The organism is Propionicimonas sp., assembly GCF_047606205.1.
In the GTDB taxonomy this organism is placed as follows: Bacteria; Actinomycetota; Actinomycetes; order Propionibacteriales; family Propionibacteriaceae; genus Propionicimonas.
Window position 1 is genome coordinate 1 of the sequence record NZ_JASGES010000011.1, and the last position, 11,480, is coordinate 11,480.

Here is an 11,480-nt window from a genome sequence, read left to right on the forward strand (position 1 = left end):
CAAGAGTTCGCTCATGAAGCACAGCCGTGACCGCTCAAAGGTGGGGTCGCCCACCGCGTACGACAAGGCAAACGTCAACTACTGCTTCGACCACCTGCCCAGCAAGTCCGCAGAGGAAGACGGTGACACGCTCACCATGGTGGCCGACTACCCCACCTACGACACCCTGGATGACGCAGTCGCGGCCGCTGACGTGGTCGTGCGAGGCACCTGGATCACATCGGCGGACGACGTCCTGGAGCCGGATGTCTCGAACATGGACGGTGACGCGGCCTCGAACCCTCAGTTCGGTGCCACCCCAACCGAACAGGGCATCGAGGACCTCCAAGTACCCGTTACGACCTCCACGGTCGAGGTCAACGACGTGCTGAAGGGCTCGATCCAACCCGGCCAGTCCATACAGGTGCGGCAACTCGGCGGGAAACTCGACGGCGTCACGTACCGCGAGTCGTCGACCACCCTGCTCGCGGACTCATCGAGCAGCATCGTCCTTCTCCTCCTGAGCCGGCAGGACGATGGCACCTACGAGATGATCAGCACCGCGGATGGCGGGTGGGCCGTTGAAGGTGATCAGCTGTCCGGACTGAACGGCGAAGCCACCAGCTCGCCCTTCAGCAGAACCAGCCTCAGCGGCCTGAGCAAGCTGGTCAAGTCGATCAGGTAGCAGCAGATAGTGCCCATCCGTCCCGGTCGTTGCGCGCGGGGACGGATGGGCACCGGGCATTCCCTTATCGCATCGGCTATCGCCGTTCTGACCCGAGATTCCTGGTGAGCTCGGACTAGAACGGAGATAGCCTGCTCACCAGGCGGCCATTCCTGGGCAAGAGCCTGGGTAGGGTCTTGGGCAGACAGCGTTCCTCGAATAGCTATCTGCATTTGGGCTGGGGCTCCTCCGAGCGCGGAAGAGCCCTTGATTGACCACGTCAGTCCGGGTGGGCCCAATTCCGACCTTCTCGTCCGGAAGCTGGCCGAATCGTCCTCTTGCCGCGAACCATTCCGGTGAGCGAGAGGACTCGCATGAGGAACTACGAAGCCGAAGTCGCCCTCGCCGAGCAGGTGGCGACGGAGGCTCCCGCAGGACAGCTGGACAAGGCACGTCTGCCCTACATCGGGCATCCCCGTGGGGTGGCGCTGCGGACGACGCACGAATGCCGGGCAGTGGCCTTGTTTCGCGACGTCGTCTAGGACACGTCGGTGACCCTGAAGGGCCTGGCGGCCTGTTCCGACCCGAGGCGGCCGCCGCGGTCGAAGCGATCACTCATCGCCCCAACGAGCCTCGCGCGCCCTACTACCGCCGTGTCGCCGCAAACGGCCTCGCCTACCAGGTGAAGCTGGCCGACATCGCCGACAACTCGGATCCGAAACGGCTCGCCCGGCTCGACGTGGAGACCCGGACTCGACTGGTGGCCAAATACAGCAAGTCCCGTCGCCTGCTCGCCCAATATCGCGGCGAGCTGCGGGCCCACCGCTGACCCAGCCCGGTGCCGAGTGGCTCACCGCAGCCGAACTCCAGCTGGCGCGCCGCAGCAACGCCATCCACGACACCACGTTCTGGCGCTCACTCACACCGGTGAGACCGGGCCCGCCGCAGCCAGGCCGACGAGCATCTCGCCGCCGGTGTCCACCCGCGCGACGTGCGTGTCACCGTTCGCAGGGACTCGGGGATGGATCGAGGGACTCTGGCTCGACGACGTGGCCCTCAGTGCGGCAGCGACAGGGTGGTCTCCGAGCGGACGGCGAGGCCGTCGGCGACGAGGGACGCCATCGCCCGCTGCCGCTGGGCGGCGTCCGGCCAGTCGGGAAGAACACCGGCCAGCTCCGCCGCGTGGCCGGCCGACTCCCGCAGCACCCGCAGGACCGCCCCGCGCGCCTGCCGGTCACTGCCCTCGTAGGTCTGCTGCCGGCGCCGCGCGTCCCCGGTGTCGGGGTAGCCGGCGCGCCGCCACGCGCACTCCTCCCGGATCGGGCACTCGCCGCACCGCGGCGTGCGAGCCACGCAGGTCGTCGCGCCGAGCTCCATCGTCGCGGCGTTCACCACCGTGGCCAGGGCCGGGTCCTCAGGCAGAAACGCAGCCATGACGGCCAGGTCACGCCGCGACGGCGGTCCCGGCTGCGACCGCCCCGCCACCGCTCTGGCCAGCACCCGGCGCGTGTTGGTGTCGACCACCGGATGGCGCTCGCCGTACGCGAACACCGCCACCGCCCTGGCCGTGTAGTCCCCGACCCCGCTCAGCGCGAGCAGCGCGTCGACATCCCGCGGCACCACACCGCCGTGCCGCTCACTGATCTCGACAGCCGCCCTGTGCAGCCACAGCGCACGGCGCGGGTAGCCGAGGTTCGCCCACTGCCCGAGCACCTCGGCCGGCGTCGCCGACGCGAGCGCCACCGGCGTCGGCCACCGCTCCAGCCACAGCTCGAGGTGCCGGACCACCCGATTCACCGGCGTCTGTTGCAGCATCACCTCGCTGACCAGCACCCCCCACGCCCCGAAACCCGGCCGACGCCACGGCAGGTCACGCGCGTTCCCGCGGTACCACACGGCCAACGCGACAGCGAGATCGGGCACGCCCACAGCCTAGGAGACTGCTGAACAATCATGTCCCGGCTGCGGCGCGCCGGATCGGGCGATCCGCAGCGGCCACACCTTGGGGCATAGGGCCAGGATCGCCCACAAGATGTGGCCTTGCCGCTCATCCCGCCCGGCACGTCCTCGCTCGGAACAGCATTGATCAGCAGCCCCCTAGAAGGTTGGGGAATTCGCCACCGAGGGGCGATGCTGGTGGGGAAGCCGCTCACCAACCCCGGGAGTTGACGCCGTGCCCGTCCGAAGAACCCTCGCCGTCGCGATCGCCGCGCTCCTCGGTGTGACCACACTCTCCCCGTTGTCCGCGCCGGTCGCCGCTGCCGCCGCCTCCGACCTCGACGTGAGGGTGATGAGCTACAACGTGCTCACCTCCGACGCGGACAGCTCGGGCAAATTCCCGGACGTTCCCCCCGCCGACCTCGCCTGGGACCTGCGCGACGACCAGGTCGCGGCCTGGGTGGAGAACGAGGACCCCGACGTGATCGGATTCCAGGAAAACTTCGGCACCCTCAGCGTGGGCGGTCGCGACGTCCTCCAGTTGAACACGGTGGTCCCCCTGCTGGCCGACTACACCTTCGTCCACCTCGACAACGCCGACCCGATCGCGTTCCTGACCTCGCGGTTCAGCCTGCTCGACTCCGGCGCAACCCGGACCGCCACCGCCGACGGCGTCGCCCTCCTCCGCGACCGATGGGTGACCTGGGCGAAGCTCAGGGACGGCAGGAGCGGGCGCACCTTCGTCGTCTTCAACACCCACCTGTCTGCTGCGGCCGAGGGTAAGGCCGCCGCGGCGTCGCGGGTCGCCGAGGCGAAGCGGGTGAACAGCGTGATCGCTTCGGTCAGCAGCACGATGGCCGTTCCGTTCGTGCTCACCGGCGACCTCAACACCAAGCAGGGCAGCACCGGGACGGCGGCCGCCCCGCTGACGGTGCTGAGCGGCTCCGGGCTGGTGAACGCCGCGGACTGGTCGATGGCCGACGACAGCGACATCCCGAACGCGGTCTCGCTGCAGTCGATGACCGCCACCGTGAACGGCGTCAAGACCTACCGTGCGGTGCGCACCAGCGGCAGCACGTTCGACTACGTCTGGGCCCCGATCGGTGCCGTTGTGACCAGCTACAAGGTCTCCACCGGGCCGCACACCGTCCAGAAGGACGTCGCCGGCACCAAGTACTGGTTCTACGACGACCGCTGGGTGATCCCCTCCGACCACGCCCCGGTCGTGGCCGACGTCAGCTTCGACGCCGACATCACCACGCTGGGAACCGGCTCGACCAGGATCGCCGGCCACACGATCACCGGCAGCGTCTACGAGACCTGGCTGAGGAACGGCGGCGCGGACATCCTCGGCAACCCCACCTCCAACCGGTGGCGGGCCACCGTCTCCGGCACCGGTGTCTGGACGCAGCGCTTCGCGAAGGCCGAGATCTTCTGGTCGTCCCGCTTCGTGCAGGTGGTCACCTACCCCCACTCCCCCGAGGTGGCGGGCGTGAACAACGTCCGCGACGCCCTCGCCACGTCGGGGCTCGCCGCGGGCGCCCTCTACCGGTCCGCCCGGCTCTCCGGCGCGACGAAGAACGGCCGGCTCGTCCTCGCCGGCGCCCTGGCCGGTGGGAAGATCATCGACCTGCGCGACTCCGCGTCCGCGAAGAAGTACCCCGATCCGAAGCTGTCCGGGGTGAAGCGGGTTCGCTACGCCGTCCCGCTCGGCGCCGAGTACGACCTGTACGTCACCAGCTCGTCGCGCCGCAAGGCGTTCGCGTCCGCGTTGCGATCCGCGGCGGTGACGAAGGGGTCGGTGCTCATCCACTGCAGCCAGGGCAGGGACCGCACCGGCTGGGCCGTCGCGATGCTGATGTACGCGGCAGGGGCGACCGACGGCCAGGTGGCCACCGAGTTCGCCCGCACCCCGGGCGCGCCGGTGTCGGATTTCGCCGCCGCGGTCAGCCTCGCCAAGAAGAAGTACGGGTCGATCGACGGCTACCTGAGCAACGGCCTGAAGCTGTCCGGCCGCACCCTCTCCCAACTCGAGGCGAAGTTCGGCTGACCCGGCGACGCGTACGCCGGCGGGCTTCGGTCAGCCCCGCCCCGGCTCGCGCAGCAGCGCGCGGCGGTCGGCGGCCCGGTCGGCGAGCACCCTGCCCAGCGCCCGGACGTCCTCGACATAGGCGCTGCGCATCAGCCGCCGCGGCGCGGGTTCTCCGGACGCGAACACCGCGGCCTGGGTGGGCTGCCAGCTGAGCTTGCCCCACACCGGGACGCCGAAGCGGTGACCGATCTCTCCGGACCCGTACGGACGGCCCGGACCGACCACCACCAGCCCCACCCGCTCCTGTCCGGCGGCGGCCACGACCAACGGCAGGTACAACCGCAGCGCGGCCAGGTCGACCAGACGGCTGCCCGTCACCACAGCCACTCCGCCGGACCCGGCGACGAGCGCGGGCGGGAGCCCCTCGGGCGTGATCCGGCCGGCATCGACGAGGACGGTCCGACCCGCGTCCTCCAGCGCCCGGGCGAGCTCGCTCCACGCCGAGCCGAACAGCGAGACCATCCCCGGGTGCGAGAAGCCGGGCAGGAAATCCCTGCGCTCCTCCCCCAGCGGCACCGTCATCGAGTCGAGGCAGGTGGCGAACGGGCGGCGCTCGCGGTGTGCCTGCAGGAGGCCGCCGAGTCCGCGTCCGGCCGGGTCGGCACCCTGCAGGTGGCCGGCCAGCACAGTCTGGTCGGGCTCGCGGTTCGCGTCCACGAGCAGCACCGGTTCCGGCCAGGTGACCGCAAGGGCGACTCCCAGCGCGGTCACGCCGGGCGCGTGCCCGGCGGAGGTGAGCAGCAGGACACTCACCGTGGCCGGCCCGCCAGCCGCACCAGAACCAGCTGGTCGCCCGCCGCCAGCCGGGCCACCCGCTCGGCCTCGGAGGAGGCCACCGTCACGTCCACGACGGACGCCCCGTCCGGTAGCGTCGACGGCTCGGTCGCGATCCGCCCCGCCACGCTCGCACCCTCCGGCACGTCCCCGCCGTCCCTCGCCACCGGCACCAGCAGGACCTCCGTGCCCGGCGGCATCGGCGAGGACGGGATCCGGCCGGCGGCCAGCCGCAGCCCCACCCGCACACTGCCGGTCTCCACCGCCGCCTCCCCGTACGCGCGCGGGCTGAGCAGGCTGCCCTGGGTGAGGTCCTGCAGTGCCGTGCGTCCGACCACCTCGTCGATGCGTTCGACCGGCACGGTGTCCACCCCTGCGACGTCCGAGGCCGAGGTGACGCCGAGGTCGTCTGCGGTGATCACCTGGTCGCGGAACACCGTCCGGGTGACCGTGATCACGCTGTGGGCGTTGCTGAGGTTGCCGTAGAGCAGGGCCGCGCCCAGCCCGCCGAGGCAGACCGCCATCACCCCCGCCGCCATCCAGCGTGCGTTCCGGCGGGCGCGCACGGCCCCACCGGATTCTCCGTGTCCGGCCATCGCAGTCCCCTCGCGCCGCCGCGGTGCGAACCGGGGGTGGTGGGCAGGCCGCGCCGACGATCAGGCGATCGTAGGGGACGTCGGGTCTCCGTTCCTAGGGGCTGCGCCAAGGCTGTGGACAACTCCGCGAACCGGTCTCGGCGACGCGCTCGCGGCTCGCCCTGCCGGAACGTGCCTGAGACCTCGGGTGCCGACCGGCCCTGGACCCGGTCGTGCGCACGTCGCCGTCGCCGCCGGCGGAGCACGTGGCCGCGGCCCGGTCGCCCCGTCCCTCGCTCGCCTCGCCGACCCCGGGACTCGCTAACCTGAGCGGGTGAACCTCGCAGCCATGGTGGTCGCCTACCGCGGGCTCGTCGTGGCCGCGTGCGAGTGGCGGGCCGTCGGCGTCGCGGATCCCGAGGACATGGCCGAGGAGGTCTTCGGGCAGCTCGACGTCCACGCCGACCACGACCTGCACGACCTGTACGCATCGATCGAGCGGGTGGTCCTGGCGAGCTACCAGCGCTACGCCGAACAGTTCAGTGTGCTCGAGCGGCTGCGGGAGGGCGCGGCGATCATCCGTCCCCGGCGCACCCGCACGCCGGCCGACGACTTCCTGTCCGCGCTCAGCCGGCTCCGGAACGCCGACCGCGAACTGATCCAGCTGCGCTTCTGGGACGAGCTCTCCGACGCCGAGGCCGCCGAGGTGCTCCGGACCACCACCGAGACCGTCCGGTCGCGGCTCGCCCGCGCGGGAACCCGATACCTGGCCAGGCTCGCGCGCACCCACCCCGATCTCGCGCTCACCGACGTCGCGGACACCGTCCGCAGCATCAAGCCCGGCGTCCACCGCCGCTTCGAGACAGGGGACCAGCCATGAGCGAGCAGATCGACGTCCGCTACCGGGACGCCTCCCTGCCGGTCGCCGACCGCGTGGAGATCCTGCTCGGCCAACTGACCCTGGAGGAGAAGGCAGGCCTGCTCTTCCAGAACATGATCCTGCCCGACCCGTCCGGTGGGCTGTCGGCGCCGAACCCCGCCTTCGGCCTGCCCGGTGCGGAGGAATACATCCGCGGTCGCCACATGAACCACCTGAACGTGCTGGGCGCCGCGCCCGATGCGACGGCCTTCGCCACCTGGCACAACCGCCTCCAGGAGGTGGCCGCGTCCACCCGGCTCGGCATTCCGGTGACCCTGTCCACCGACCCGCGGCACACCACGTCCGACAACCCGGGCGCGGCGCTGTCGGCGGGCAGCTTCTCGGTGTGGCCGGAGCCGCTCGGCCTCGCCGCCGTCAGGGACGCCGCGCTGGTGCAGAGGTTCGCCGACACCGCCAGGCAGGAGTACCTGGCGGTCGGGATCCGGCTCGCCCTGCACCCGCAGGTCGACCTCGCCACCGAGCCCCGCTGGTCGCGCCAGCTGCAGACCTTCGGAGAGGGCGCCGAGCTGGCCTCCGAGTTGGGCGCCGCCTATATCCGCGGGTTCCAGGGGCCCGTCCTCGGGCCGGAGTCGGTCGCGACCATGGTCAAGCACTTCCCCGGCGGCGGGCCGCAGAAGGACGGCGAGGATCCGCACTTCGCCCATGGCCGCGAACAGGTCTATCCGGGTGGGGAGTTCGACCTGCACCTGAAGCCGTTCGAGGCCGCGTTCGCCGTCGGGGTCAGCCAGGTGATGCCGTACTACGGGATGCCGGTGGGCACCGACCTGGCGGAGGTCGGCTTCGCGTTCAACAGGGCCGTCGTGACCGGGATGCTGCGCGAGCGGTACCACTTCGACGGCATCGTGTGTACCGACTGGGGCCTGATCACCGACTCTTTCATCATGGGGGACCCGTTCCCCGCCCGCGCCTGGGGGGTCGAGCACCTCACCCCACGGGAGCGGATCGTGCGGCTGCTGGAGGCGGGTGTCGACCAGTTCGGCGGCGAGGCCTGCCCCGAGCTGCTGATCGAGGTCGTCAGGGACGGCGACGTGAGCGAGGAACGGCTGGACGTCTCGGCCCGGCGGCTGCTCAGGGAGAAGTTCGTCCTGGGACTGTTCGACCGGCCGTTCGTGGACGCGGAGGCCGCGGGCGGGATCGTCGGCAGGCCGGAGTTCCGGGAGGCGGGCCTGGCCGCGCAGCGGGCGTCCGTGGTGCTGCTGCGGAACCTGACCCACGCCGACGGTCGACCGGTGCTCCCGGTCGCCGCTCCGGTCGTCGCGGTGCCGCCGGTGGCGTCTCCTGACCTGCTGATGGTCGAGCCGCCGCTGGCCGTCCCCGCGCTGCGGCTGTACGTCGAGGGGCTCTCGGCCGAGGTCGCGTCCCGGTACGCCACGCTGGTGCCGGCGCCCGCGGACGCCGACCTCGCGGTGCTGCGCCTGCGGGCGCCGTGGGAGGAGCGTCCGACAGCCTTCGAGAACCGGTTCCACTCCGGCTCGCTCGACTTCGACGCCGAGGTGGTGGCGCACGTCCTCGAGGTCGCGGCCGCGGTGCCGACCGTGGTGGACGTGTTCTGCGACCGTCCGGCGATCCTCACGCCGTTCGCGGACGCGGTCGCCGCGCTGCTGGTCAGCTTCGGCGTCAGTGACGCGGCCCTGCTCGACGTGATCACCGGGGTGGCCGGCCCGCAGGGCGACCTGCCGTTCGACCTGCCCCGCTCGATGGCCGCCGTCGAGGCGAGCCGCCCCGACGTCCCCTTCGACACCGCCGACCCGCTGTTCCGTTTCGGCGAGGGCCTCCGCTACCCGGCCTGACCGCCCCCACCCCGCGTCCCCGTCCGCCGACCCGGCCAGGGTCAGTCGGCGCACCCGGGGACGGTTCCTTTCCCGTTCAGGGGACGGTTCCTTTCCCGTTCAGATGCCCGTCCTGGCTCGCGAACGGGAAGGGGACGGACCAGCGAACGGGAAAGGAACCGTCCCCGCCACTCACCGGCGATCTGACCAGTGACGGGTCAGGGGGTGTGCAGGGCGAGGTAGAGGCTGGGCATCGCGACGATGCCGACCAGGATGCTGGCCGAGTTCATCAGCGTGGCCAGCTCCACGTCGAGGCCGGCGCGAGCCGTGAACACCGGCATCATGGACGCGATCGGCGCGAACAGAACCATCACCACGACCAGGCGGGCGTCGGCGGGAAGCGGCAGCAGGTGCCAGCACGCGAGTGCGGCCGCCGTCGCAAAGGCATAGCGGACGGCGAGCATCCGGCCCGCGGCCAGGTACTTCGACGGATGCAGCCGGAACTCCAGCCCGATGCCGATCATCAGCATCGCGAGGAACGGGTTGGCCGCCCCGACGATCGAGGTGAACGTGATCACCGCGTCCGGCAGCCGCAGGTCGAGCAGACGCATCGCCAGCAGGACGACGTAGGTCACGAACACCGGCGAGCCGGCGAGGGTGCGGGCGAGCTGGCGCCGGCCGTGCGTGCCCGGCTCGCTGGCGAGCGTCATGCCCCAGCCGTAGGCCAGGCCGGCGGACGAGAATGCACCGCCGAAGTCGAACAGGGTCGAGTAGACCATCGCGTGCGGACCCATGAACCCGGCCAGGTACGGCGTGGCGAAGGCGCCGATGTTGTAGCTGCCCGAGTTGAGGACGGCGAACGCCTGCTCCCTGCGTCCCCGCCGGGCGGCCATCGCATAGCCGATCAGCTGTTGAGCGAGGTTCAGGCCGAACGCGAGGACGGTCAGTCCCAGGAGCGCGTACTCGAGGTGGTAGTCGTTGAAGCTGGTGAACAGCGCGCACGGCAGCGTGATGCCGAGCACGATCTTCGAGAATGCCCCGAAGTCGTCCCTGCTCACCCAGCCGACCCGCTTGATCACGACCCCGATGCCGACGATCGCGACCAGCGAGAGGGCCCGCACGACGATGTCCAGCATGCGCGCAACCTATCGCCCGGCCCGCCGGCGACGGTCTCGACGGGGGTACCACGAGACGGGACGCGGCGGAGAACGGGATATCTTGATATCGAGATAGTTGGGAGGTGGGTCGATGGCGAGCGAGCTCTCCGTCCTGCTGCGCCGGCTCGTGCTGCCGATCTACCTCCCCACCGTGCTGTACGCGTCCGGGGCGTCCGCGATCGTGCCGGTGCTGCCGCTGGTCGGGCTCGACCTCGGGCTCAGCGTCACGCAGGTGGCCCTGCTGAGCACCGTCGCGGGGCTGGTCGTGGTGGTCGGCCCGCTGCCCACCGGCCAATTGGTGGCGCGGATCGGGGAGCGAGCGGCGCTGGTGATCGGCGGGCTGGTGTCGATCGCGTCGATCGTCGCATGTCTGGTCGCCGCGCGGGCGGGCACGCCGGGCGCCGTGCCGGCCTGGGCGGCCCCGCTCTTCTGCGCGGGAATCCTGGTGATGAGCCTCGGCGACCTCACCTGGGATCTGGGCCGTCAGACCTACCTGGCCGACGAGGTGCCCGCGCACCTGCGGGCCCGGGCGATGACCCTCTTCGGCGGCATGATGCGGGTGGGACGCATCCTCGGCCCGCTGGTCGGTGCCGCAGCGATCGCGACGGCGGGAGCATCTGCGGCCTTCATCGTCCACCTGGTGGCCGCAGTGGTCAGCCTGGCCCTGATCGTCTCCTTCGTCGCCCCCCACGCGAGCGTGGCGACCGGGGTGAGGACGGACGCGGACGAGCCGGCACCCGCACGCTCGACCATCCTGCGTCCGCTGCTGCTGGTCGGCCTGGCCGTGCTGGTGCTGACCGTCGCCAGGACCAACCGCGACCTGCTGCTGCCCCTGCTCGGCAACGCCTACGGGCACTCCGAGGCGACCGTGTCGCTGGTGTTCGCCGCGGCCGCCGTGGTCGAGCTGGCGTTCATCCTGCCGGCAGGAACCCTGATGGACCGGTTCGGACGCGCGGCCGTCCTCGTCCCCTGCCTGGCGCTGATGGGCATCGGCTTCCTGCTCGCCGGCCATGCGGCGACGCTACCGGGGTTCGTGGGCATCTCGATCGTGTTCGCCGTCGGGAACGGCCTCGGCGCCGGCATCAACAAGACGCTGAGCGCCGACCTGACCCCCGCCCGCAACCGAGCCGGCTGGCTGGGTCTGTGGAACAGCCTCACCAACGCGGGTGCGCTGGTCGGGCCCGCGATGGTGGCCGCGGCCAGCGGTGTCGCCGGGGTGGTCACGGCGAGCGTCGCCACCGGCTGGACCAGCATCGCCGGCGCGGCCTGGGCGGCCTGGTGGCTGCCTCGCCTCCTGCCCGGTGCCGCCCGGCTGACGCTCCGTCCGTCCAAGGGCTCCGGACGCCGCACCAGCTGAGGCGGTCTGACCTCCGAGGCTGCGGCCCGGCCCCTTCCCCAGACTGCCGGAGGCTCAGCCGGTCAGGGCCGCCCAGACGTCGGCAGCAGTCCGGGGTGTTCTGGGTGGACCGGGTTGGGGACGGTTGGACCGGGTTGGGGACGGGTGGACCGGGTTGGTGGACCGGGTTGGGGACGGTTCTCTACTCGGTCCACCCGAGCAGACCCGTCCCGGGAGTGGACCGAGTAGAGAACCG

11 protein-coding genes are annotated in these 11,480 nt (G+C 71.4%); 7 read left to right on the forward strand and 4 right to left on the reverse strand.

What is annotated here, in order from left to right; genetic code table 11:
• The 3 genes from QM633_RS00635 to QM633_RS00645 all read left to right on the forward strand — a co-directional run.
• A partial coding sequence (locus QM633_RS00635; RefSeq protein ID WP_415151785.1) for a hypothetical protein occupies positions 1-664 on the forward strand: 664 nt, incomplete at its 5' end.
• Positions 665-1,017: 353 nt separating this feature from the next.
• Entirely contained in the window at positions 1,018-1,185 is a 168-nt protein-coding gene (locus QM633_RS00640) for a hypothetical protein (protein ID WP_415151786.1), read from the forward strand.
• A gap of 140 nt (positions 1,186-1,325) precedes the next feature.
• Positions 1,326-1,472, forward strand: a complete 147-nt coding sequence (locus QM633_RS00645) for a hypothetical protein (RefSeq protein ID WP_415151787.1) — start codon at positions 1,326-1,328, stop codon at positions 1,470-1,472.
• Between the two features lie 227 nt (positions 1,473-1,699).
• Here the strand turns inward: QM633_RS00645 and QM633_RS00650 are convergent, their stop codons facing one another.
• A complete protein-coding gene (locus tag QM633_RS00650; RefSeq protein WP_415151788.1) occupies positions 1,700-2,566 on the reverse strand; it encodes an A/G-specific adenine glycosylase in 867 nt (288 codons plus the stop codon).
• Positions 2,567-2,816: 250 nt separating this feature from the next.
• Between QM633_RS00650 and QM633_RS00655 the strand changes: the two genes are divergently transcribed.
• Entirely contained in the window at positions 2,817-4,631 is a 1,815-nt protein-coding gene (locus QM633_RS00655; protein ID WP_415151789.1) for a tyrosine-protein phosphatase, read from the forward strand.
• A gap of 30 nt (positions 4,632-4,661) precedes the next feature.
• Here the strand turns inward: QM633_RS00655 and QM633_RS00660 are convergent, their stop codons facing one another.
• Positions 4,662-5,426 (reverse strand): hypothetical protein, encoded by a 765-nt coding sequence (locus tag QM633_RS00660; RefSeq protein WP_415151790.1) that lies wholly within the window; start codon positions 5,424-5,426, stop codon positions 4,662-4,664.
• On the reverse strand, positions 5,423-6,013 hold the full coding sequence (locus QM633_RS00665) for an SAF domain-containing protein (protein WP_415151791.1): 591 nt from the start codon (positions 6,011-6,013) through the stop codon (positions 5,423-5,425). The genes QM633_RS00660 and QM633_RS00665 overlap by 4 nt, the downstream gene beginning before the upstream one ends.
• Before the next feature lie 343 nt (positions 6,014-6,356).
• Here QM633_RS00665 and QM633_RS00670 point away from each other — a divergent pair, with 343 nt between their 5' ends.
• Together QM633_RS00670 and QM633_RS00675 are read left to right on the forward strand one after the other, a co-directional pair.
• Complete coding sequence (locus QM633_RS00670) at positions 6,357-6,902, forward strand: sigma factor-like helix-turn-helix DNA-binding protein (protein ID WP_415151792.1); 546 nt, start codon at positions 6,357-6,359, stop codon at positions 6,900-6,902.
• A complete protein-coding gene (locus QM633_RS00675; RefSeq protein ID WP_415151793.1) occupies positions 6,899-8,752 on the forward strand; it encodes a glycoside hydrolase family 3 N-terminal domain-containing protein in 1,854 nt (617 codons plus the stop codon). Before QM633_RS00670 ends, QM633_RS00675 begins: the two co-directional genes overlap by 4 nt.
• Before the next feature lie 197 nt (positions 8,753-8,949).
• Here the strand turns inward: QM633_RS00675 and QM633_RS00680 are convergent, their stop codons facing one another.
• Positions 8,950-9,867, reverse strand: coding sequence for an AEC family transporter (locus tag QM633_RS00680; RefSeq protein ID WP_415151794.1), 918 nt, complete (start codon positions 9,865-9,867; stop codon positions 8,950-8,952).
• Between the two features lie 112 nt (positions 9,868-9,979).
• Between QM633_RS00680 and QM633_RS00685 the strand changes: the two genes are divergently transcribed.
• A complete protein-coding gene (locus QM633_RS00685; protein WP_415151795.1) occupies positions 9,980-11,245 on the forward strand; it encodes an MFS transporter in 1,266 nt (421 codons plus the stop codon).
• Positions 11,246-11,480 lie beyond the last annotated feature (235 nt).